This window comes from Microbacterium pseudoresistens (genome assembly GCF_013409745.1).
In the GTDB taxonomy this organism is placed as follows: Bacteria; Actinomycetota; Actinomycetes; order Actinomycetales; family Microbacteriaceae; genus Microbacterium; species Microbacterium pseudoresistens.
Map to the genome: position 1 here is coordinate 730727 of NZ_JACCBH010000001.1, position 22107 is coordinate 752833.

At 72.2% G+C, this 22107-nt stretch carries 20 protein-coding genes; 16 read left to right on the forward strand and 4 right to left on the reverse strand.

What is annotated here, in order from left to right; all coding sequences use genetic code 11:
* The first annotated feature begins 48 nt into the window (after positions 1–48).
* The 11 genes from BKA02_RS03545 to BKA02_RS03595 all read left to right on the forward strand — a co-directional run bounded on the left by BKA02_RS03545 (position 49) and on the right by BKA02_RS03595 (position 14551).
* Entirely contained in the window at positions 49–1359 is a 1311-nt protein-coding gene (locus tag BKA02_RS03545) for a hypothetical protein (protein WP_179431366.1), read from the forward strand.
* On the forward strand, positions 1356–2429 hold the full coding sequence (locus tag BKA02_RS03550; RefSeq protein WP_179431368.1) for a hypothetical protein: 1074 nt from the start codon (positions 1356–1358) through the stop codon (positions 2427–2429). Before BKA02_RS03545 ends, BKA02_RS03550 begins: the two co-directional genes overlap by 4 nt.
* Positions 2426–4096, forward strand: a complete 1671-nt coding sequence (locus BKA02_RS03555; RefSeq protein WP_179431370.1) for a hypothetical protein — start codon at positions 2426–2428, stop codon at positions 4094–4096. The genes BKA02_RS03550 and BKA02_RS03555 overlap by 4 nt, the downstream gene beginning before the upstream one ends.
* A 19-nt stretch (positions 4097–4115) precedes the next feature.
* Positions 4116–5444, forward strand: a complete 1329-nt coding sequence (locus BKA02_RS03560) for a CHAT domain-containing protein (RefSeq protein ID WP_179431372.1) — start codon at positions 4116–4118, stop codon at positions 5442–5444.
* Between the two features lie 69 nt (positions 5445–5513).
* On the forward strand, positions 5514–10100 hold the full coding sequence (locus BKA02_RS03565) for an ATP-dependent helicase (RefSeq protein WP_179431374.1): 4587 nt from the start codon (positions 5514–5516) through the stop codon (positions 10098–10100).
* A 31-nt stretch (positions 10101–10131) separates the two neighbouring features.
* Positions 10132–10908, forward strand: coding sequence for an EI24 domain-containing protein (locus BKA02_RS03570; protein WP_179431376.1), 777 nt, complete (start codon positions 10132–10134; stop codon positions 10906–10908).
* Positions 10901–11674: a DNA-formamidopyrimidine glycosylase family protein gene (locus BKA02_RS03575; RefSeq protein WP_179431378.1), complete on the forward strand. Its 774-nt coding sequence runs from the start codon at positions 10901–10903 to the stop codon at positions 11672–11674. The genes BKA02_RS03570 and BKA02_RS03575 overlap by 8 nt, the downstream gene beginning before the upstream one ends.
* A 37-nt stretch (positions 11675–11711) precedes the next feature.
* Positions 11712–12509, forward strand: coding sequence for an APH(3'') family aminoglycoside O-phosphotransferase (locus BKA02_RS03580; RefSeq protein WP_179431380.1), 798 nt, complete (start codon positions 11712–11714; stop codon positions 12507–12509).
* A gap of 134 nt (positions 12510–12643) precedes the next feature.
* On the forward strand, positions 12644–13051 hold the full coding sequence (locus tag BKA02_RS03585) for a DapH/DapD/GlmU-related protein (protein WP_179431382.1): 408 nt from the start codon (positions 12644–12646) through the stop codon (positions 13049–13051).
* Positions 13052–13177: 126 nt separating this feature from the next.
* Positions 13178–13801 carry a LysR substrate-binding domain-containing protein gene (locus BKA02_RS03590; protein ID WP_179435173.1) on the forward strand — a complete coding sequence of 208 codons (624 nt, stop codon included), beginning with the start codon at positions 13178–13180 and terminating at the stop codon, positions 13799–13801.
* A 21-nt stretch (positions 13802–13822) separates the two neighbouring features.
* On the forward strand, positions 13823–14551 hold the full coding sequence (locus BKA02_RS03595; RefSeq protein ID WP_179431384.1) for a glutamine amidotransferase-related protein: 729 nt from the start codon (positions 13823–13825) through the stop codon (positions 14549–14551).
* Positions 14552–14606: 55 nt separating this feature from the next.
* On the opposite strand, the gene BKA02_RS03600 is transcribed toward BKA02_RS03595, so the two are convergent.
* Positions 14607–15080, reverse strand: a complete 474-nt coding sequence (locus BKA02_RS03600) for a glutaminase (protein ID WP_179431386.1) — start codon at positions 15078–15080, stop codon at positions 14607–14609.
* Positions 15081–15158: 78 nt separating this feature from the next.
* Here BKA02_RS03600 and purU point away from each other — a divergent pair, with 78 nt between their 5' ends.
* Positions 15159–16010, forward strand: a complete 852-nt coding sequence (gene purU, locus BKA02_RS03605) for a formyltetrahydrofolate deformylase (protein ID WP_179431388.1) — start codon at positions 15159–15161, stop codon at positions 16008–16010.
* 17 nt (positions 16011–16027) lie between these two features.
* On the opposite strand, the gene BKA02_RS03610 is transcribed toward purU, so the two are convergent.
* Genes BKA02_RS03610 through BKA02_RS03620 form a run of 3 tightly spaced genes read right to left on the reverse strand, consistent with a single transcriptional unit; the run spans position 16028 to position 17772 of the window.
* The gene (locus tag BKA02_RS03610) at positions 16028–16423 is read right to left on the reverse strand and encodes a PIN domain-containing protein (RefSeq protein WP_179431390.1); all 396 of its coding nucleotides are present in this window, start codon (positions 16421–16423) and stop codon (positions 16028–16030) included.
* Positions 16414–16671, reverse strand: coding sequence for a type II toxin-antitoxin system Phd/YefM family antitoxin (locus BKA02_RS03615; RefSeq protein ID WP_179431392.1), 258 nt, complete (start codon positions 16669–16671; stop codon positions 16414–16416). The genes BKA02_RS03610 and BKA02_RS03615 overlap by 10 nt, the downstream gene beginning before the upstream one ends.
* 48 nt (positions 16672–16719) lie before the next feature.
* Complete coding sequence (locus BKA02_RS03620; RefSeq protein ID WP_179431394.1) at positions 16720–17772, reverse strand: NAD(P)H-dependent flavin oxidoreductase; 1053 nt, start codon at positions 17770–17772, stop codon at positions 16720–16722.
* Positions 17773–17853: 81 nt separating this feature from the next.
* Here BKA02_RS03620 and BKA02_RS03625 point away from each other — a divergent pair, with 81 nt between their 5' ends.
* From BKA02_RS03625 to BKA02_RS03640, 4 genes are all read left to right on the forward strand, one after another.
* Positions 17854–18888 (forward strand): hypothetical protein, encoded by a 1035-nt coding sequence (locus BKA02_RS03625; protein ID WP_179431396.1) that lies wholly within the window; start codon positions 17854–17856, stop codon positions 18886–18888.
* Between the two features lie 75 nt (positions 18889–18963).
* A complete protein-coding gene (locus tag BKA02_RS03630) occupies positions 18964–19836 on the forward strand; it encodes a tryptophan 2,3-dioxygenase (protein WP_179431398.1) in 873 nt (290 codons plus the stop codon).
* The gene (locus BKA02_RS03635; protein WP_179431400.1) at positions 19833–20849 is read left to right on the forward strand and encodes an amidohydrolase family protein; all 1017 of its coding nucleotides are present in this window, start codon (positions 19833–19835) and stop codon (positions 20847–20849) included. Before BKA02_RS03630 ends, BKA02_RS03635 begins: the two co-directional genes overlap by 4 nt.
* A gap of 1 nt (position 20850) precedes the next feature.
* Positions 20851–22101, forward strand: a complete 1251-nt coding sequence (locus BKA02_RS03640; protein WP_179431402.1) for a kynureninase — start codon at positions 20851–20853, stop codon at positions 22099–22101.
* Positions 22102–22107 lie beyond the last annotated feature (6 nt).

Genomic DNA, 22107 nt, shown 5'->3' on the forward strand with positions numbered 1-22107 from the left:
CCCGATATCCGATGGGCCGATATCGGATGGGCTGGTTAGGGTGGAGCGATGGCCCTCCCTTCACCGCTCGCCCCGCGGCGCGACACGTCGGTGGGGTCGTCGACTCCCGCCCGCGCCAGAGCCCTCGTGATCGCGGAGGCATGGGCGCTGCTGGGCGAGGGCGTCTCAGCGTTGAGCAACGCTTCGGGACGGCCGCTGGCGCGCACGGTCAAGCTCGTCCTCGATCCGCTCGTGATCCGCCCGGTGCAGAATCCGCACCTGGGCGGCTCGGCCCTCGACGCCGAAGCGGCTGCGGAACTCACCACGCGGATGCGCGACGCGGCCGACGCCCTGCGCGCCACGGCCTCGTGGTTCCAAGAGCTCAAGCGCGCCCGCCGCGCCTTGCGCATCACCGACGGCAACCCGCAGGACCTCTACTTCCAGCGCTGCTTCGAGCTCGCACGGATCCACGGCGAGCCGGGCACCGAGGCCGAGGCGGTCGCCGCCGACGTCGTCGCCGAGGTGCAGCGCGCCGCGGGAGACGCACTGCTCGCCCGCATCCGCTCGGCGCTCGGCGACGACGCGGTGCGCGCGCGCCTCCAGTCCGCGCTGGATCAGGCATGGGCGCGGCGCGGCGCATCCGACTCCCCTGCCGACGCGACGGCCGACGTCTTCGCCGCGCTGGACGCGTGCGTCGACGACCCGGACGCCACCGAGGCGCCGTACGCGGCGCTGGTCGACAGCGCGGCGGGATCGGCTGCCGCGACCGCACTGGACGAACCGGGCGGCGCCTGCGCCCTCGGGCTCACCGTCGAACGCGTCCCGGTCGCTCCGGCGCTCGGCGAGAACGCGAGGAAGAAGGATCTGCCCCGCCCCTTCGACCGTTCGATCTTCGAGCGGCTGTTCGCCGCGTTCTCCTCGAGCGCGAACCGCGAGCTCGAGATCGACGCCGAAGACCTGCTCGACGACGAGGCCGCCCGCTCCGCGCGACCGTGGCAGCTGGCCCATGAGCACAGCCGTGTGATCATGCTACTGGGGCGCGAGGCGAGCGTCGCGCTCGACGCCTCGCCGATGCACCCGGCCGCCGCGCATCGGATGCTGCGCGCACGCTGGTCGCGAGAGGCGTACGTACGGCGCGTGCTGCGCCTGCCCGCGGCGGCCAGCGGGGTTCCCGAGGCGCTGCGCGAGGATGTGCGCGTCGTGCGTCAGGGGTATCTGCGTCGCCTGTGGGTGCGACTGCACGGCCGCGAGCTGCGCGGGCACGACGTGTCGGCGGCCGAGCTGTGGGACACGCTCGACGGCGTGCTGCGGTCGGTGGTCATGGATCAGCGCCAGCGCCTCAAGACCGCGCTGGGACGCGAGCTTCCGGGGGCCGCATGAGCGTGCTCATCCGCGTGCGCGACGGCGCTGCGACGATCATCCCCGCCGAAGCGAGCGACGACGACGCGACGGCGCCGTTCGCGGTCGCCCTCGTCGAAGCGCGGGGCGCACTGCTGCGGTGGGATGTGCTGTCGGATGAGACGCATCCGGATGCCGTGGTGTGGGATGCGGCTGCCGCGCGCGACGTGCTCGAGGAGTTCTACGGCGTCGAGGTCGCCGAGGCGGTCGCGGGGCCGACGGCGGCGACGATCCCTGTGACGCCAGGATCCGGCACGACGTCATCCGGCACCGCGCGCACTCTTGCGATGCTGACCTGGGCGCGTGCGTGGTGGCCCGCAGGGGCGGCCGTGCCCGCGCTGGATCCCGCGATCCTCGACGCCGAGATCGCGCTGGCCACCGCGGCCGTGGAGCATCTGCTCGACGATGACGAGGCCGTGGAACGCGCACTCGCCGATGCGGCAGGGGCCGAGCATGCCCTGCGGCGGGTTCCCGCGCTCGCCGCCGAGGCGGCGCAGCTCTCCGAGATGCTCGCCGCGCTCGCGGAGGACTACGGCGTCGATCTGGACGCGGACACCACCGGCCCCGTGGCGGCGGCCCCGCGCGAGGAATGGGCCCTGGCTGCCGGCGGCCACGCCCCGAGCGCGGGCATCGAGCTCGGTGGAGGCACCGCGGCTGTCGCCTGGCGAGACGTGCCCGCGCAGACCGTCGCCGCGGATGTCGACGCCCGCTGGGCGCTGCGCCAAAAGGGCGCACTGTATCTGCACGTCTGTGTCACCGCCGCCCCGGGCGACGGGGACACAGCACTGCGCGCCCGGTTCGGCCCCGCTGCCCTCGGGATCGATGTCACCCTCCAGCGCGAGGGCGCGGGTTTCCACGCGACGGCAGAGGTCCCCGATGAGGTCGTGTCGCTGCCTGCTGCGGAGCGTACGCTCTGGGTCCGCGATCCGCGGCTCGTCGATGAGCCGGGCCCCGCGGAGGACTCGAGACTGCGCGGCGGCATCGTGGCCCTCGCACTCGCACGCCTCGCGCATCCGAACACCCTCGCCGAACGCGCGGCCGTCGGACGATGACCGCACAGGAGGGGTCGCCCGACGACGCGCCGCGCCACGACCCCGGCGCCGTGCATCCACCGTCGTCCACGGCGCCGCGCTGGCATCCGGCGCGCGATCTCAACAACGCCGGCGCCGACGCGCTGCGCCGCGGCGACCTCTCCGAGGGCGAACGGCTGCTGCGCGAGGCGGTCGCGCTCACCGAGGTCGCGGATGCCGACGACGCCGCCCGCGACATCCGCGCCCGCGCCATGCTCAACCTCGCCTCCGTTCCCGAAGCCGCCGGCGACCTCGCCGAAGCCCTCCGGATGACCGATGGGGCCATCGGCCTGGCCGCCGAAGTGGCCCAGCGCACCGACGACCGCCTCGGTACACGCACGGTGAGCCTGAACGCGATGCTCGGCCGTTGCCAGATCCTCACCGCGATGGATCGCCTCGACGACGCCGGCGCCGTGCTCGACGAGGTCGAGACCCGGCTCGACGACACGGTGCACCAGGCCGGCCTCATACGGTACTCCCTGCACCTCGCGCGCTCGACGCTGCTCATCATCCGCGGACGGCTGCCTCAGGCCGAGCGCGAGGCGCGCGTGGCGCTGCAGAGCGCGCTCGCCGTCGACCCGCAGCTGACGGCGAACGTCTACGTTAACCTCGCCTCGATCGCCCAGCGCACGGGCGACGACGCGGCCTCGCAGGAGTATCTCGAACTCGCCGAGCGCGTGAGCGCCGCGAACGGCGATGCGGTGAGCCGCCAGCTCGCCGCGGAGAACCTCGCCCGCGCGGCCGCGCACCGCAAGGACTGGCCGGCCGCACAGGAATCCTTCCTTCGCGCGGGGTCGCTCGCCAGAGAGGCGGGCATGGCCCGTCGACTGGCAGCGTGCAACACAGGACTCGCCGCGATCCACCTGGAGACGAACAACCCGGTGCAGGCGGCGCGCGTGCTGCGCACGCTCATCCGCGAGCTCGTCGGCCTCGGCGCCGTGCAGGAACTGCGCGAGGCGTACGGATTCCTCGGCGATGCGGAATCGAAACGCGGCAAGTTCGCCAAGGCTCACGAGGCCTATCTCGCCGCACGAGACCTGGCGCACACAGCCCACGAGCGGTGCCGGGTGGATGTGCGTCGCGCCGAGATGCACGCGGAATGGGCGTCGGTCACGCCTCTGCCCCGACGACGCCAGGAGCGCCTCGAGCAGGCGCGCGACATCGCCGTGCCCGTGCTGCTGGCGACAGAGGCGCTGCGCGCCGACTTCCCACCAGGCCCCACGCGGGAACGGTGGAGTCTGCAGATCGCCGCCCCGGCCCGTGAGCTCGCCTTCCGGCTCGCGATGACGTTGGGCGAACCGGAGCTGTTGCTCGCGCTCATCGAGAACGCGACGGCGTCCGCGACGCTGCAGGCCGAGACGATCGAGGCGACTCTGCCCACCGCCGCGGAGCCTGATCCGATCGAGGAGATCGCCCCGGTGCTCCCGTTGCGCGTGCCCCTCCCCGCGCCGGAGGATGCCGCCGAGCTGCCCGCCGCGGCCTCCGGCTTCGCGGCCGTGCCCTCGGCGCATGACGGCCTGCGCTTCGCCGCCCCGCCGCGCGTCGTCGCGATCCCCGGAGCGGAACCGGCGCTGGAGCCCTGGATCCGCGTCGCCGAGGCCGAGTATGGCGTCGCGGTGCGCTCCGACACCGTCGTGGCGGCGTGGTGAGCAGGGCGGTCGCGAGCAGATGGTGAAGAACTGGCGCGAGGTGCGGCATCTGGCCACGCCCATGCAGAGGCTGCGCGTGGACGGCACGGGCGTGCTCGCCGACCTCCCCGACAGGGAGCAACCCACCGCCCGGCTGCGCTTCGTCGACGGCGATGCCCTGTTCATCAACTGGGTCTGGGATCACCAGCGCGACTCGCCGCGCATGACGATGATCGACCGGCAGCACGTCGCCCCGGCGCTCGACGAGCTCGCCCGGGCGCTGCCTACTCCTCTGCCCGGCGAGTCGGGCGAGGAGGCGCTGCGCCGCGCCCTCACGGGCGTGCTTCTCGACGCCGAGCGCGAGCAACGTCTTGCCGAGACGCTCACGGCCTCGCTCATCCCCGAGTGGCTCGCCCTCGAGCTCAACGCGCTGGAGACGGCGGGGCGCCGCCCGCATCTGCGCATCCAGCTCTCGCCGTCGACGGCGCACCTGCCGTGGGAGCTCATGAGCACCTCCGGCGGCGAGCGCGGCATCGACATGGTCGACGCCTCCGTGCTCCTGCCCGCCTCGTTGCGCAACGATCCGGCGCGCGAGGTGCGCTCGTGGGATGCGCAGTCCCCGGTGCAGGCGATCCTCGATCCCGTCGTGCCCGGTTTCGCCGCCGCGAGCGAGCTGGGCAGTGTGCTCGGACCGATCGCCTCCGACTCTCCGCTCGTCGAGATGGTACGCCGTCTCGGCGACCGCGTGCGCCCGACTGTCGATGCCCCCGAAGAGCTGTTCCGCCGCACGGATGCCCGTCGCGAGTGGCTTGCAGACGCCGATGCGGGCAGGCTGCTGTACGTCGGACACGTCACCGCATCGACGCACGCCCTGGATGCCCAGATGCACCTGTCGGATGCGGCGGGTGCGCCCGGCCATGCGGCGCCCCTCGGCATCCACCGCCCGTACTCGGCGGCCGATATCGCGCTGGGCGCCGACGGTCTCGCCCCGCTGCGCTCACCGAGCCGCGTGGCGCTCATCGCGTGCGATTCGGGCTCGGACATGCGCTTCGCGGAGCCGACCGGGCTGGTCGCGGCGTTCGTGCACCGCGGCGCCGAGTATGTCACGGCGACGCGGTGGACGCTGCCCACCGAGGCGGGCCTGCGGCGCTTCGCCCCCGTGCTCGGAGACCGCGCGGAGGGCATGCTCGCCGAGGCGATCGTCGCGGTCGACGCCGCGCACGAGTCCGCCGATCCGGTGTCGGCACTGGGCGCATGGCAGCGCGAGAAGCGACGGCTGTGGACGAGCACGGGCGATCCGAGGCATTCGCCGGTGATCTGGGGCACGCTCGCCACGGCATGGGCGCCGGTTCCACCGCCGGTGAGCTGAGCGGTCCGCGATCCGGCCGGGCGAGGCCGGATCCGAGCGGATGTCGGCATCGGCGACGAAGATGGAGGGGTGGGTGACGTTCTCGACCGCTTCACCCCGGCCACGCAGGACTGGTTCCGGGGGGCCTTCGCCGCGCCCACTCCGGCGCAGACCGGGGCGTGGGAGGCGATCTCCGGCGGACGCAACGCCCTCGTCGTCGCGCCCACCGGCTCGGGCAAGACGCTGTCGGCCTTCCTCTGGGCGATCGACAGCGTCTTCCGCGAGCGCATCGGCGCCGCCGGCGACCCGCCGGCCGGCACCTCGCGCACGCGCATCCTCTACATCTCGCCGCTGAAGGCGCTGGGCGTGGATGTGGAGCGCAACCTGCGCTCACCGCTCATCGGCATCGGACAGTCCGCGAAACGCCTGGGGATGCCGGCCCCCGCCGTGACCGTGGGCGTGCGCTCGGGCGACACGACCTCATCCGACCGCCGCAAGCTCGTCGCCGATCCGCCCGACATCCTCATCACGACGCCCGAGTCGCTGTACCTCATGCTCACCAGCCGTGCGGCCCAGACCCTGCGCGACGTGCACACCGTCATCATCGACGAGGTGCATGCCGTCGCCGCGACCAAGCGCGGTGCGCACCTCGCCGTGAGCCTGGAGCGCTTGGATGCGCTGCGCCGCGCGAGCAGGCCCGAGGCCGCGCCCGCGCAACGGATCGGTCTGTCGGCGACCGTGCGGCCCATCGACGAGGTGGCCCGCTTCCTCGGCGGATCGCAGCCCGTGGAGATCGTCGCGCCGCGGGCGTCGAAGACCTTCTCCCTCGACGTCGTCGTCCCCATCGACGACATGCTCAACCCGCCCCCGCCCGCAGGGGCGGCGACGGATGAGCCCGCCGAGTACACCGAGGTGACCGGATCGGTGTGGCCGCACGTGGAAGAGGCGATCGTCGACCGCATCCTCGCCAACCGCTCCACCATCGTGTTCGCCAACTCGCGGCGCCTCGCCGAACGCCTCACCGGCCGGCTCAACGAGATCTACAGCGAGCGGATGGGTCTCGATCTGCCGGATCCCGCCGTCCCCGCCGCGATGATGGCGCAGGCGGGCGCCACGGCGGGAGCGGATGCGGTTCTCGCCAAGGCCCACCACGGCTCGGTGTCGAAGGAGCAGCGGGCGATCGTCGAGGAGGAGCTGAAGTCGGGGGCGCTGCGCTGTGTCGTGGCCACGAGCAGCCTCGAGCTGGGCATCGACATGGGAGCGGTCGACCTCGTCATCCAGGTGGAGGCGCCGCCCTCGGCCGCCTCGGGCCTGCAGCGCGTCGGCCGCGCCGGGCACCAGGTGGGCGAGATCAGCCGCGCGTCGCTGTTCCCCAAGCACCGCGGCGACGTGCTGCATACGGCGGTCGTCACCGAGCGGATGCTCGCCGGGCAGATCGAGGCGATCGCCGTGCCGCGCAACCCGCTCGACATCCTCGCGCAGCAGACCGTCGCCGCCTGCGCGCTCGATCCGCTCGACGTCGAGGAGTGGTTCGAGACGATCCGCCGCAGCGCGCCCTTCGCCTCGCTGCCGCGCTCGGCGTACGAGGCGACGCTCGATCTGCTCGCGGGGCGCTATCCCTCCGACGAGTTCGCCGAACTGCGCCCGCGACTCGTGTGGGATCGCGATACGGGCACGCTCACCGGTCGCCCCGGTGCGCAGCGCATCGCCGTCACAAGCGGCGGCACCATCCCCGACCGCGGACTGTTCGGCGTGTTCGTCGCCGGCGAGACCACGGGGGCGCGAGTGGGCGAGCTCGACGAGGAGATGGTCTACGAATCGCGCGTAGGCGACGTGTTCACCCTGGGCACCACGAGCTGGCGGATCGCGGAGATCACCCACGACCGCGTGAACGTCATCCCCGCCTACGGCCAGCCGGGCAAGGTCCCCTTCTGGCACGGCGACGGCCTGGGCCGCCCCTACGAGCTGGGCGAGGCGCTGGGGCGCTTCACCCGCGAGGTGCACGCGGCCAGCCCTGAGAAGGCGAGGGAGCGGCTGGACGAGGCCGGGCTCGACGAGAACGCCCAGACGAACCTGCTCGCACATCTCACCGAGCAGCGCGAGAGCGCGGGAACGCTGCCGACCGACCGCGCGCTCACCGTCGAACGAGGCCGGGATGAGATCGGCGACTGGCGCGTCATCCTGCACTCCCCGTTCGGCATGCCCGTGCACGCACCGTGGGCGCTGGCGGTGAACGCCCGCGTGCGCGAACGGCTGGGCGTCGAGGGGGCGGCGGTGGCCAGCGACGACGGCATCATCGTGCGTGTCCCGGATGCCGATGCCGAGCCCCCTGGCGCCGAGCTGTTCGTGTTCGACCCCGATGAGCTGGAGCGCATCGTCACCGGCGAGGTGGGCGGTTCGGCGCTGTTCGCCTCGCGGTTCCGAGAGTGCGCGGCCCGCGCGCTGCTCATGCCGCGGATGAATCCGAACAAGCGCACCCCGCTGTGGCAGCAGCGGCAGCGCTCGGCGCAGCTGCTGGAAGTCGCGCGACGGCATCCGACCTTCCCGATCATCCTGGAGACGCTGCGCGAAGTGCTGCAGGACGTCTACGACCTGCCCTCCCTGCGGCGCCTGGCCACGGCGATCGGCGAGCGGCGCATCCGGCTCGTCGAGACCGAGCCCGCACAGCCCTCGCCCTTCGCCCGCGATCTGCTGTTCGGCTACGTGGGCGCGTTCATGTACGAGGGGGATTCGCCGCTGGCCGAGCGGCGTGCGGCGGCGCTCTCGGTGGATCCTGCGCTGCTGGGCGAACTGCTCGGCACGGTCGAGATGCGCGAACTTCTCGATCCCGAGGTGATCGCGCAGTTCGAGCGCGAGGTGCAGCGGCTCGCCCCTGAGCGGCATGCGCGCGGCGTGGAGGGCGTGGCCGATCTGCTGCGCACCCTCGGCCCGCTCGACGCCGCCGAGGTGGCCGCCCGCCTTGAACCGGAGACTGCCCCTCGGGCCGCCGCCTTCCTCACCGAGCTCGTCGAGGCGCGGCGGGCGATCGAGGTCACGATCGGCGGCGTCCCCCGCGTCGCCGCGATCGAAGACGCGGGCCGCCTGCGCGATGCGCTCGGCGTTCCGCTACCGGTCGGCATCCCGGTCGCCTTCCTCGATCCGGTGGCCGATCCGCTCGGCGACCTGCTCTCGCGCTACGCCCGCACGCACGGCCCGTTCGCGGCATCCGCTCCCGCCGCACGACTCGGCCTGGGCCCTGCGGTCGTTCGCCAGACCCTCCTTCGCCTGGAGTCGGAGGGACGCCTCGCGAGCGGCTTCTTCCTGCCCGAGAGCACGGGCGCGGCAGACGAGACCGAGTGGTGCGACGCCGAGGTGCTGCGCCGGCTTCGGATGCGCTCGCTCGCAGCGATCCGCGGCAGCGTCGAGCCGGTGGCCCCCGAGGCGTTCGCCCGGTTCCTGCCGGAATGGCAGCACGTCACCCGCCCGCTGGAGGGTGTCGACGGCGTGGCGGCGGTGATCGAGCAGCTCGCCGGCGTGCCCATCCCGGCAAGCGCGTGGGAGTCGCTCGTGCTCCCGCAGCGGGTGCGCGACTACGCACCGGGGATGCTCGACGAGCTCACCTCCGCGGGCGAGGTGCTGTGGGCGGGGCACGGCGCCCTGCCCGGCCGCGACGGCTGGATCTCACTGCACCCGGCCGATCTCGCCCCGTTCACGATCCCCGATCCGGATGCCGAGGCGATCGCCGACGGTCTCGAGCGCGAGCTGCTCGCGGCGCTCGGTGCGGGCGGGGCGTACTTCGCCTCCCAGCTGCGCGAGGCGACGACGGCCGAGAACGAGCTGTCGATCGTCGAGGCGTTGTGGAACCTCGCCTGGGCGGGGCGTGTCACGAACGACACCTTCGCCCCGATCCGCGCCCTGCTGGCGGGCGGTTCGCAGGCGCACAAGGTCACGCGCCGCGCCCCGCGCACCCGCACCTTCCGCGGTACCTCCCTCGCCAGACCCTCGGCGGCTCCCCGGCCGGTGGCGGGCGGGCGCTGGTCGCTGATGCCGAGGGTCGAGCAGGATCCGTCGCGCCGCGCGACCGTCACCGCCGGTCTGCTTCTGGACCGCTACGGCGTCGTCACGCGCGGCTCGGTGCAGTCCGAGGCAGTTCCGGGCGGGTTCGCGCAGGCATACCGGGTGCTTGCCGGGTTCGAGGAGGCCGGGCACTGCCGCCGCGGCTACGTGATCGAGAAGCTCGGGGCCGCCCAGTTCGCCTCATCGACCACGGTCGACCGCTTGCGCACCTTCGCGGGGCTCGCCGATCCGCCCCCGCGTGCGGCCGTGACGCTCGCCGCCACCGACCCCGCCAACCCCTACGGCGCCGCGCTCGGCTGGCCGCGGCTCGATGCCGTCTCGCATCGTCCGGGGCGCAAGGCCGGAGCGCTCGTGGTGCTCGTCGACGGGCGGCTCGTGCTGTATCTGGAGCGCGGCGGCAAGACGGTGCTCGCCTTCGACGACGATCCGGAGACCGTGCGCGCCGCCGCGGCCGACCTCGCCGCGACAGCCCGCACCCGCCGGCTCGAAACCCTCACGATCGAGAAGGTCAACGGCGAAGGCATGTACGGCACCGAGCGTGGATCCGCCTTCGGCCGGATGCTGCAGGAGGCCGGTTTCGTGACGACTCCCCGCGGCTTCACGCTCCGGAAGGCGCTGTGAGCGGCGCGGTGACCGGCCCTACGCTGGCACCATGATCTCCGAGTTCGCCGCCGGCATCGGCACGCTGCTGCGCGGCGCCGGCTTCTGGAAGAAGCGCCCCGGCCTCATGTCGCTCGGGCTTGTGCCCGCCCTCATCGCTGCGGCCGTGCTGCTGGCCGCACTCATTCCGCTCGCGGCGTTCCTCGGGCCGATCAGCGACGCCGTCACCCCGTTCGCCGACGGATGGGCGGACGGATGGCGCGCCGCCCTGCGGATCGCGGTGAGCGCGGTCATCCTCATCGCTGCGCTCGCGCTGGCAGCCGCAGTGTTCACCGCCCTGGCGCTCGTCATCGGCGATCCGTTCTACCAGCGCATCTGGCGCGCTGTCGAAGAGGATCGCGGATCGGCACCCGCGGGCGAAGGCTCGTTCTGGACGACGGTCGGCGAGGGCCTGCGGCTCGTCATCACAGGCCTGCTCGTGAGCATCCTCGTGCTGCTCGTGGGCCTGATCCCCGTCATCGGCGGGATCGCGGCCGCCGTTCTGGGCGTCGTGCTCACGGGGCGCGTCCTCGCGCGCGAGCTCACCGGGCGCGCGTTCGACGCCCGCGACCTCGACAGCCAACAGCGCGCGGCGCTGATCCGCGGCGGTCGCGCACGCACGCTGGGCTTCGGCGCCGCGACTCAGCTGTGCTTCCTCATCCCGCTCGGGGCCGTACTGGTCATGCCGGCCGCCGTCGCCGGAGCGACGATGATGGCCCGCGATCTCCTGGACCGATCCCCGTCGCCCACGGCGTCCCTCCCCGCTGATGGGGCGCCGCCGCATGCCTGAGGGCGACACGGTCTACCGCGCGGCGAAGCGGCTGGATGCGGCGCTGCGCGACGGCGTCGTCGACCGGTTCGAGCTGCGCGTTCCGGCACTAGTGACGGCCGATCTGCGCGGCGAGACCGTACGCGAGGTCGTGCCGCGCGGCAAGCATCTGCTCATGCGCATCGGCGCGATGACGCTGCGCTCGCATCTGCGCATGGACGGCTCGTGGCACGTGTACCGGCCGGGCGAGCGGTGGCGAGCGCCCGCGTTCAAGGCGCGTGCGATCGTCGGCACCGACCGCGCGGGTGCCGTGGGCTTCGACGTATCGATGCTCGCCCTCGTGCCCACCCGCGACGAGGAGACGCTCGTCGGGCATCTCGGGCCCGATCCGCTCGCCGACCGCTGGGATGCCGCCGAGGCCACCCGGCGGGTCTCCCTCGATCCGCGCCCGGTGCACGTCGCGATGCTCGATCAGCGCAACGTCGCCGGCTTCGGCAACGAGTACGCGGCAGAGCTGCTGTTCCTGCGCGGCATCCTGCCCACGACCCCGGCGACCGACGTGGATGCCGAAGCGCTGATCGCGCTCGGTACCCGCACCATCCGTGCGAACGTCGCGCTCGTCGACCGCACGTTCACCGGCGTCAACCGCCGCGGCCGGACCACCTGGGTGTACGGGCGTGCGGGGCGGCCGTGCCGCCGCTGCGGCACCCTCATCGAGACGGGCGCGCTCGGTGCCGGCCCCGCCGAGGAGCGCACCACCTTCTGGTGCCCGCGCTGCCAGCGCTGACGCCGGGTCCTCGTCCCCTTCCCTGGAGTCACATCCCATGACCGCTGCTTCGCTCTTGGACCCGCGCTTCGATTGGACACCGATCGATACCGGCGAGTCGGAAGACCAGGTCCACAGGCGCGACGATGGACGCGCATACGCCAAAGTCTCGCCCCCGCACCGCGTCTCCGCGCTCGCCGGCGAACGCGACCGGCTGGAGTGGGCGGCGGGTCGCGGACTGGCCGTCCCGCAGCCGCTCGACTGGCGCGAAACCGTCGGCGGGGCGTGCCTCGTCATGACGGCGATCCCCGGCATCCCCGCCTCCGAGCTGCACGGAGGCGATCTCCGCACGGCATGGCCTTCGATGATCGGCCTGCTGGCCGCACTGCACGAACAGGACCCTTCGACATGCCCCTTCGATCGCGAGCTGGAGCGGGTGTTCGCGCGCGCCGAGGACGTCGTCCGTCGCGACGCCGTCAACCCCGCATTCCTCCCCGACGACGACAGCCACCTTCCGGCCGCGGAACTCCTGGCCCGGGTCGCGGCAGACCTTCCCGCTCGTCTCGCGCGGGAGCAAGCGGAGCGCGTGGTCTGCCACGGCGATCCGTGCCTTCCGAACTTCCTCGTCGACCCGGGAACCCTGAAATGCACGGGCATGATCGACCTCGGGCGCCTCGGCACGGCCGACCGATACGCGGATCTGTCGCTGATGCTGGCCAACGCCGAGGAGAACTGGGACTCGGTCGCACAGTCGGATGCCGCCGCCGAGGCGCTGTTCAGGACCCTCGGCATTCCGCACCCGGACCGGTCGGCACTGGACTTCTACCTCCGTCTGGATCCGCTGACCTGGGGATGAGGCGGATCGGTGCTCGTCGCACGACGCCGAGGAACGAATCACGGTCGGAACAACCTTCAACCAGGGAATGAATCCGTGCCCTTCGCGGTTGTCTCTAGTTCCGGGCCGACACAGCCCGGTCACGGGAGGTTTTCGTGGGCAAGAACTACATCGACATCGAAGACGACCACGGCGGAACGCTGCGCTACCGCAAGCACGCCAACGGCCGCGGTCTCGTCGCGCACGGCGCGAAGGTGCACCCTCAGGCGCACGTCGAGGCGGGCGCGTACATCGAGCCGGGAGCGCGCATCGGCGCGGGAGCCGTCGTCTCACGCGGGGCGTGGATCCAGGACGACGCGGTCATCGGGAGCAACGCCCGCATCGACGCGCACGCGCACATCGGCGCGGGCGCGACGGTCGGCGACGGCGCAAGCATCGGCGTGCGCACAGAGGTCGGCGCCGGGGCGCACATCGCCCGCGGCGCACGCATCGGAGATGACGAGACGGTGCCCGCAGGTCAGGCCATCGCGACCGATCGGAAGGGGCTCTGGCTAGCCGCCTGATCCAGCGCTTCTCCCCGTAGCGGTAGCGTGACACGCATGGCACGACGAGCGCCGCGACCCGCGCGGAAGAACCCGGCCGCTCCGCACGCCGCGAAGGCGAAGCCCCGGTCGGCCTCTTCACCGCGGGTGGCGCCGGCACCGCGGCGGACTGCTCCGCCCGAGCCACGCACTCTCCGCCTGGGCGCTGTGCCCGGCGCGACGCCGGGGCGGTGGATCGCCACGTGGAAGGCGCGGATGCCGCACGTCGCGATCGAACTCGTCGAGGTGCCATTCGCCGCGCAGCGCGAGCGCATCGCCGACGACGACCTCGACCTCGCGATCGTGCGGGAGCCGTTCGACCGCGACGGCATGCACGCGATCCCGCTGTATGAAGAGCTGCCGGTGGTCATCACCTCGGTCGATTCGCATCTGCTCGCCGCCGACGAGCTCGATCCGGCGGATCTCGAGGGCGAGACGCTGCTGACCACCGCAGAGGACGTGCTCGATCTCACGCTGCCCACGACACCGGCGACCTTCGGGATGCTCGACACGGTGTCGGATGCGGTCGCGACCGTCGCCAGCGGCGTCGGGATCGTCGTCGTGCCGCTCTCGCTCGCCCGGCTGCACCACCGCAAAGACGTCGAGCACCGACCGCTGCGCGGCGGCCCCGTCTCACCCGTGCTGCTCGCCTGGCGCGCCGAGCGCACGACCGAAGACGTGGAGACGTTCATCGGCATCGTCCGCGGACGCACGGCGAACTCCTCGCGCTGACGCCTCGCCTAGAATCTCCACGTGGCCTCGCTTCTCTATGTCGGCGTGCGCCCCGAGCTGGATGCGGCGACGGCGGAGCGCGCATCCTTCCGCATCGGACTCGGTGTGCCGTCCGAGCAGCTCGACCGCATCGACCTCGTCTCCTCGCCGCTGCCGGATGACGCCTTCGACCGCTACGCGGGTTTCGTCATCGGCGGGTCCCCCTTCAACGTCACCGACGCGGCCAAGTCGTCGATGCAGCTCCGGGTCGAAAGAGACCTCGAACGCATCGCCGCCCGCGCGCTCGACGGCGCGACGGCCGCGTTCTTCACCTGCTACGGGATCGGCGTCGTCACCCGGCTGCTGGGCGGCGAGGTGACGACGGATCACCCCGAGGAGGCCACGGCGACCTGGATCCGCACCACGCCGGCGGGCCTCGATGATCCGCTCTTCGGACCGTCCGGCGCCTCGTTCACGGCGTTCACGGCGCACAAGGAGGGGTCGACGACGACGCCTCCCGGTGCAACGCTGCTGGCGGTGGGCGACGTCTGCCCCGTGCAGGCGTACCGCGCGGGCGGCCGCCTTTACGCGACGCAGTTCCATCCCGAGCCTTCACCGCGCGACTTCGCCGATCGGATGGTGTTCTACCGCACGACCGGATACTTCGACGCGGATGCCTTCGACACCGTGCAGGAGGCGGTGCTGAGCGCCTCGGTCACCGAGCCCGCACACATTCTCGGCCGTTTCGCCGCCCTCGCGCTCTCCCACTGACGCTCGCCGGTCGCCGAGCGAGGGGAACGAGACTGAAGCGAGGTGAGGTCCGCATTCAGCCTTCGCCGGTGAGCAGCGTGATCCGCTCGCGCAGATATGCCCCCAGCGGCATGTACGCGCCCGACGCGGACCACCGCACCGACGAAACCCCGTCGACGAGCGCCAGGGGCCCCGATGCGCCTCCGGCATCCACCGTCGCGAGGTCGATCGGCGTCCACCCCACGTGCACGACCTCGCCCTCGCCGAAGCCGCCGCGGGCCGCGGCGAACCGGCGCTCCGCTCGCTGCCTGGCCGACTCTGCGGCATAGCCTCGGCGCACCTCGGCCGCCGCGCGCAGCACTTCCCCGGTCGCGAAGACGGCATCCGATCCGATGAGCAGCACGCCGAGATGCCAGGCGCCGCCTGCCCGTACGATGCGCGGACGGCGCCATCGCGAGGTCTTCTCCACCCCGAGCGCCTCGACGGGAGCCTCCGCCAACGCCACCCGCGCCTGCGCGATCAGCGCGGCGGAGGTGGGCTCGGCGGTCATGCCCTCACGCTACCGATTCGCGCGGATCGCCCGCACGCGGGAGAATCGACGCACACCCGCGACACCGAGGATTCCGCCATGGCCCAGCCCGACACCGCTCGCCTGCTCATCGCGTGCGACGACCAGCCCGGTATCGTCGCCGCTGTCGCCGGGGTGCTCGCCGATCACGGGGCGAACATCGTCTCGCTCGATCAGCATTCCACCGATTCCGAGGGCGGCCGCTTCTTCCAGCGCACCGTGCTGCATCTCGACGGACTCGCCGCTGCCCGGACGGCACTGGAGGAATCGCTTACAGAGGTGGCCGACCGGTTCGGCATGGAGTGGTCGCTGCACGACGCCTCACGGCGCAAGCGCGTGGCGATCTTCGTGTCGAAGTACGATCACTGCCTGCTCGAGCTGCTCTGGCGCGCACAGCGCGGGCAGCTCGACATCGACGTGACCATGGTCGTCTCCAATCACCCCGACCTCGCCGAGTCGGTGCGCTCGTTCGGCGTGCCGTTCGTGCACATCCCCGGCACCGACAAGTCCGAGATGGAGCGCCGCCAGCTGGAGCTGCTGCAGGGGAACGTCGACCTCGTCGTGCTGGCCCGCTACATGCAGATCCTCACCGACGACTTCCTGACGAGCCTCGAAGCGCCGGTCATCAACATCCACCATTCGTTCCTGCCCGCCTTCATCGGCGCGAACCCGTATGCACGGGCGAAAGAGCGCGGCGTGAAGCTCATCGGCGCGACGGCCCACTACGCCACGGCCGACCTCGACGAGGGGCCCATCATCGAGCAGGATGTCACGCGGGTCACCCACGCCGAGTCCGCCGCTCAGCTTCAGAGCCGCGGCATGGATGTGGAGCGCCTGGTGCTCGCCCGCGCCGTGCAGTGGCACGCGGAGGATCGCGTGATCGTGCACGGCCGCTCCACCGTCATCCTGTAGCGGGCGAGCAACCGCCGTCATCCGCCGATGATGTCGACGGCGAGGCCGTTCGAGGCCGCGGCGAGACGTCTGTCGTTCGTCCAGAACTGCGTGCACCCCGCCAGTTGCGCCGCGGCGAGATGGATGGCGTCAGGCGTCTTCAGCCCGAACCCGGCGCGCAACTGCGCCGCCCGCAGATACGACTGCGTGCCCAGCTCGATGATCTCCAGCCGTTCGAAGACTGCGAGGTAGCGATCGCGCAGCGCATGATCCTGCGCGCGCAACGGGCCAGGAAGGCATTCGGGAAGGATGAGCGCGCTCGTCGCCAACGGCGCGTCGGCAGCGCGGAAGGCCCGACGCACAGAAGCTCCACGCGTGCCCTGATCCTCGACCGCATAGATGAGGATGCACGCGTCGAGATAGATCAATCCCACGCCTCCCGGCCCGCCGCGATCTGCTCGTCGAGCTGCGCCGTCGAACGCACCAGGTGCGAGGGCAGCGGGTTGTCATCGAGCCACTCGGCCAGTGCCGGCCCGTTGAGGATGACATCAGGCGGGCCGATCGGAACGATCTCGACCACCGGCCTGCCCCGATTCGTGATGACCACCTCGAGCCCCGACTGGGCATCCGCGATCAGTCGCGAGAGGTTGTTGCGCGCATCCAGAACGCTGTATCGGGTCATGACCTGAACTTAGCCATATACCTGGCTAAGTTCAAGTCAGATTCCCCCTCACAACCCTGCGGCGAGCTCGGCGAAGACGTCTGCCGCGGTGTCGCGCGTGGCCAAGGGGGCGCCCTGACCGAGCCACAGCGACTGCAGCTCGCCGAGGTTCTGCTGACCGGCCGCGGCGCGGAAACGCCCGGTGAGCCAGTTCTGCACGGGGAACGGCGCGATCCCGCCGCCGGCCTCGATCGCGCGCACGGCGCGGTTGCGCGCCCCGCGGGCCAGCCGGCCGCTCATGGCCGTGGTGAGCACGCTCTCGTCGGCCGCGGTGGAGCGGATGGCCTGCCGGTGCGCGTCATTCGCGGCCGACTCGGCGGTGACGAGGAACGCGGTGCCCGCCTGCACACCGTCGGCGCCGAGGGCGCGTGCGGCCGCGACTCCGCGGCGGTCGGCGATGCCCCCTGCGGCGATCACGGGGATCGACACCGCGTCGACGATCTGCGGCACGAGCGCCAGCGCGCCCACGAGCGACTGCTCGGGCGGCTTGAGGAACGACACCCGGTGGCCCGCAGCCTCGGCCCCGGTGGCGACCACGGCATCCACCCCGCCGGCTTCCAGGGCGACGGCCTCGGCGACGGTCGTGGCGGTGCCGATCACGCGGATGCTACGGCGATGCGCCTCCTCGACGATCGCCGGCGACGGCACTCCGTAGACGACGCTGAGCACGGCCGGAGCCGCCTCCCAGATCGCCTCGAGCTGCTCGTCGAGTGCAGGCAGGTAGCGCGCGGGGATCGCCGGGACATCGACGCCGACCGCCTCGTAGAACGGCGCAAGCGCCTGCGCGAACGCGACGTGCGCGGGGGCGGGCGCGACCTCGTCGCCCGTGGGCAGCCAGATGTTCAGCGCGAACGGCCCATCCGTCGCCGCCCGCAGGGCCGCGGTCGTCGCGCGGATGCGGTCGCCGTCGTACCCGTACAGGCCGTAAGACCCGAGGCCCCCGGCCTGGCTCACCGCGGCGACGAGTTCCACCGACGACAGCCCGCCGAAGGGGGCGAGCACGATCGGCACCTCGACTCCGAGCAGGCGGGCGAGGCGGTTCGGGGCGGTCGGGGTGCTCATCCTCCGAGGCTACGCCCGGCGCATCGGCACCCTTCGGCGTATGACGACCGGGATGTCGCGGGGCGCGGATACACTGCCCGCATGGCGGTGAGCGAGGGGATGCGGCGCACGGCCTGGGCTCCGGTCGTCGCGGGAACCGCCAGCGGAGCGATCGCCACCGTCGCGGTCACGACGCACATCTACGAAGGAAACTGGTATGCACCGCTGATCATGGGCGGCGCGCCGGGCCTCGTCGTCGGAGCTCTCGCGGCCCTCTTGTGTCTCGCATCCGCGGCGCTCCTCGCCGCACGTCCACTCGCGATCGTCACGTCGTTCCTCTCCTCGCTGCTCTTGCTCGCCCTGCCCTTCGGCCTGCTCTCACGCTGGTCGTTGCCGATGTCAGCGGTCTTCGCCGGGGTGGTCGTCTTCTCCGTCGCCTCCTTCTGGGTCGCCGCAGCGCTCTTCGGCGGGCGCTCTGCCCGCATGGCGGTGAGCGAGGGGATGCGGCGCAGACGAGGCGAGGCGATCACCGTTCTCGTCATCGGCGGGCTCTGCATCCCGATCGCCATGACCTCTGCCATCGGGATGCTGCGCGAGCAGCTCCATCTGCGCTGCAGCTACCTCACCATGGGCGACCCGACGGGCGACTGGGTCTGCGCCGACGGGATCGGCTACATCGGGGCCGGTGTCGCGCTCCTCCTGCTCTCCGGCCTCCCTGTGCTCATCGCCTTCTTCGTCGTGCTCGCGACCGACGACAGCCCGCGGGTGCTCGCCGCATTGGCACCGCTGCCCGTGGTTCTCGTCGTCGCATCCACGGCCCTGTTCACCCTCACCCGCGGCGACGCCGTGCCCGCGGGTGAGAGCTGGCCCGGCATCTGGTGGGCGGCGGTCGGCATCGCCGGCCTTCTGGCGATCCTCGGCGTCGTCGCGCTGGCCATCCCCACGCCGGGCCCCCGACGGCGCGTGCTCATCGTCGCGGGGACCGCGCTGCTGCTGACCGCCGCCGTCATGCAGCCTGGGCTGGCCGGCGCGGCCCTCGCCACGGGCACGATCCTCGGCGCCCAGGCGCTGCGGGCAGCCCGCGCTCCCGCCGTTTCCCCCGTTCCGGAAGGCACTCCTGCCCCGAATCGCCCCTGACGAAGACGGGCCCCGCCGCGTTACCGTGAAAGAGCCGCACACCCCCGCGGCGTTCCCGGAACCCGATCGGATGACATGACCGCGCACGACGACGTGAACGCCCCCGACAACGAGCGCGCCCTCGAGGAGGGCATCGTCACCGACTTCCGCGAGCGCATGACCTACGGCTCGTACCTCGACCTGGATCGGCTGCTCGGCGCGCAGCATCCGGTGAGCAGGCCCGAGCACCACGACGAGATGCTGTTCATCATCCAGCATCAGACGACCGAGCTGTGGCTCACTCTCGTGCTGCACGAGATCCGTCGCGCCCGCGAGCTGCTCGCCGCCGACGATCTGCGCGAGGCACTCAAGCCGATCGCGCGGCTGAAGAACATCCAAGAGGTGCTCACGCAGCAGTGGTCGGTGCTTGCCACGCTCACTCCCACCGAGTACGCCCAGTTCCGGGGCTTCCTCGGCAGCGCCTCCGGATTCCAGTCGGTGCAGTACCGCGCGGTCGAGTTCGCACTCGGCAACAAGAACGGCAAGATGCTCGGCGTCTTCCGCAACCATCCCGAGAACCTCGCGCTGCTCACGGCCGAGTACGAGAGTCCCACGCTGTACGACGAGTTCCTGCGGCTCGTCGCCCGCCGCGGGCTGCCCGTCCCCGCGGAGATCCTGGATCGCGATGTGCGCGAGCCGTACCGCGAGCATGCCGATCTCGTCCCTGCGATCCGCGCGATCTACGAGAACCCGCACGAGCACTGGGACCTGTACGAGGCGTGCGAGAAGCTCGTCGACGTCGAAGACAACTTCCAGTTCTGGCGCTTCCGGCACCTGCGCACGGTGACGCGCACGATCGGCCGCAAGATCGGCACAGGCGGCTCCAGCGGTGTCGACTTCCTGCAGCGGGCACTCGATCTCACCTTCTTCCCCGAGCTGTACACCGTGCGCACCTCGATCGGGACGTGAGGATGCCCGGATCGCCGCGCCGGTTCGCCGCCGCGTTCGTCGACGGCACCCGCATCCGACAGGGCACGCTCGTGGTGACGGACGACGGACTGCGCCTCACCGCTGATGCGCCCGACCCCGACCTGCCGCGCCTGGACGGCGTCGTGCTCGGCGGGTTCACAGACCATCACGTGCACCTCATGCTCGTCGACGATGCGGTGCTCGACGACAGCCGCCTGCGCCATGTCATCGACCTCGGGGCGCCGCGGGACTGGATCCGTGCCCGGGCCGATGCGCCCGGCCGCACGCGGGTGTCGTACGCCGGACCGTTCCTCACGGCGCCCGGCGGCTACCCCTCCGACCGCGACTGGGCGCTGCCCGGATCGGTGCGCGAGCTCGCGGATGCGGATGCCGTGCGCGCGGCGATCGCCGAACTCGCCGAGGCCGGAGCGAGCTGCATCAAGATCGTCGCGAACACCATCGCGGGTCCTGTCCTCGACGACACCCTCGTGACCGCCCTGGTCGACGCCGCGCGCACCCACGGCCTGCCCGTCGTCGCGCACGCGGAGGGCGCGGGGCAGGCTCAGCGCGTCGTGCGCCTCGGTGCGACCCGTCTCGCGCACGCGCCGTTCACGGAGCGCCTGAACGACGACGAGATCGCCGTGCAGGCGGCATCCGCGGAGTGGATCTCGACGCTCGCGATCCACTCCGGCCGCGAGCGCGACGTTGCGCTCGACAACGTCCGGCGATTCCATGTTGCCGGCGGCATGCTGCGGTACGGCACCGACATGGGCAACGGCCCCTCCCCAGTCGACCTGCGCCGCGACGAGGTCGAGGCGCTGCGCGCGGCGGGCGTGGACGGGTGGGACCTGCTGCACGCCCTCGCGCCGGTCGACCCGCTCGAACCCGGCGCCCGCCTGCTCATCGCCGACGCGCCGGAGACCGCACGTACCGCCCCCGATCCGCTCACCGCCCGCCCGCTGCGCACCGCACACGATCTGCCCCTACCGCCCACCCGATCGCCCGGAGCCTGACATGACCGACTCGACCGCCGATGCCGCCGAGACCGCGCTGTACGACGAGGCCGCAGACCTCGACGCCGCCGATCCGCTCGCCCCGCTGCTCGACCGCTTCGCCGACGCGCCGGGGGTGAGCGCCTATCTCGACGGCAACTCGCTGGGCAGGCCGATGCGCGACCTGCCCGAGCGGCTCGCCCGGTTCGTGCGCGAGGACTGGGGCACGCGCCTGATCCGCTCGTGGGACGAGCAGTGGATGGCGATGCCCGAGACGCTCGGCGACCGGATCGGCGAGGTCGCGCTGGGGGCGGCGGCCGGGCAGACGATCGTCGCCGACTCCACGAGCGTGCTGCTGTACAAGCTCATCCGTGCCGCGCGCGCCCACGATCCCGCGCGCACCGAGATCGTGATCGAAGAGGGCAACTTCCCCACCGACCGCTTCGTCGCCGCCGGCGTCGCGGACGAGACCGGCGGCACGATCGTTCGTCTCGCCCCCGATCCGGTGCGCGGCGTGAGCGTCGACGACGTCGCCGCGGCGGTCACCGAGCGCACGGCGGTCGTCGTGCTCAGTCACGTCGACTACCGCTCCGGCGCGATGGCCGATGCGCCCGCCATCACCGCCGCGGTGCATGAGGCGGGCGCGCTCGTGCTGTGGGATCTGTGCCACTCCGTGGGCGTCATCCCGCTCGATCTGGACGCGTGGGGCGTCGACCTCGCCGTCGGCTGCACCTACAAGTACCTCAACGGCGGCCCCGGATCACCCGCCTTCGCCTACGTGCGCACGGGGTTGCAGGGTGCGCTGCGCCAGCCGATCCAGGGCTGGTTCGGCGCGAAGGACGTCTTCGCGATGGGGCCCGCCTACGAGCCCGCGCCCGGCATCCGGCGACTCCTCAGCGGCACCCCGCCGGTGCTGTCGATGCTCGGCATGCAGGGGATGATCGAGGTGATCGCCGAGGCCGGGATCGACGCGGTGCGGGCCAAGTCGGTCTCGCTCACCGAGCTCGCCCTGCGCGCGTACGACGCCGTGCTCGCGCCACTCGGGGTGCGCCTGCTCAGCCCGCGGGATGCGGCGCTCCGCGGCGGGCACGTGACGATCGGGCATCCGCGGTTCCAGGCCGTGACGCAGACGCTGTGGGCCGAAGGCGTCATCCCCGACTTCCGCTTTCCCGACGGCATCCGCCTCGGCCTGTCGCCGCTGACCACCACGCACGCCGAGACGGTTCGCGGCGTGCTCGCCGTGCGGGATGCGCTGTCGGCATCCGGGGTCTGAGGCGCC

Coding starts and splice junctions, on each gene's coding strand:
- BKA02_RS03545 (WP_179431366.1), top strand. CDS start 49: ATGGCCCTCCCTTCACCGCTCGCCCCGCGGCGCGACACGTCGGTGGGG.
- BKA02_RS03550 (WP_179431368.1), top strand. CDS start 1,356: ATGAGCGTGCTCATCCGCGTGCGCGACGGCGCTGCGACGATCATCCCC.
- BKA02_RS03555 (WP_179431370.1), top strand. CDS start 2,426: ATGACCGCACAGGAGGGGTCGCCCGACGACGCGCCGCGCCACGACCCC.
- BKA02_RS03560 (WP_179431372.1), top strand. CDS start 4,116: ATGGTGAAGAACTGGCGCGAGGTGCGGCATCTGGCCACGCCCATGCAG.
- BKA02_RS03570 (WP_179431376.1), top strand. CDS start 10,132: ATGATCTCCGAGTTCGCCGCCGGCATCGGCACGCTGCTGCGCGGCGCC.
- BKA02_RS03575 (WP_179431378.1), top strand. CDS start 10,901: ATGCCTGAGGGCGACACGGTCTACCGCGCGGCGAAGCGGCTGGATGCG.
- BKA02_RS03580 (WP_179431380.1), top strand. CDS start 11,712: ATGACCGCTGCTTCGCTCTTGGACCCGCGCTTCGATTGGACACCGATC.
- BKA02_RS03600 (WP_179431386.1), bottom strand. CDS start 15,080: ATGACCGCCGAGCCCACCTCCGCCGCGCTGATCGCGCAGGCGCGGGTG.
- purU (WP_179431388.1), top strand. CDS start 15,159: ATGGCCCAGCCCGACACCGCTCGCCTGCTCATCGCGTGCGACGACCAG.
- BKA02_RS03615 (WP_179431392.1), bottom strand. CDS start 16,671: ATGACCCGATACAGCGTTCTGGATGCGCGCAACAACCTCTCGCGACTG.
- BKA02_RS03620 (WP_179431394.1), bottom strand. CDS start 17,772: ATGAGCACCCCGACCGCCCCGAACCGCCTCGCCCGCCTGCTCGGAGTC.
- BKA02_RS03625 (WP_179431396.1), top strand. CDS start 17,854: ATGGCGGTGAGCGAGGGGATGCGGCGCACGGCCTGGGCTCCGGTCGTC.
- BKA02_RS03630 (WP_179431398.1), top strand. CDS start 18,964: ATGACCGCGCACGACGACGTGAACGCCCCCGACAACGAGCGCGCCCTC.
- BKA02_RS03640 (WP_179431402.1), top strand. CDS start 20,851: ATGACCGACTCGACCGCCGATGCCGCCGAGACCGCGCTGTACGACGAG.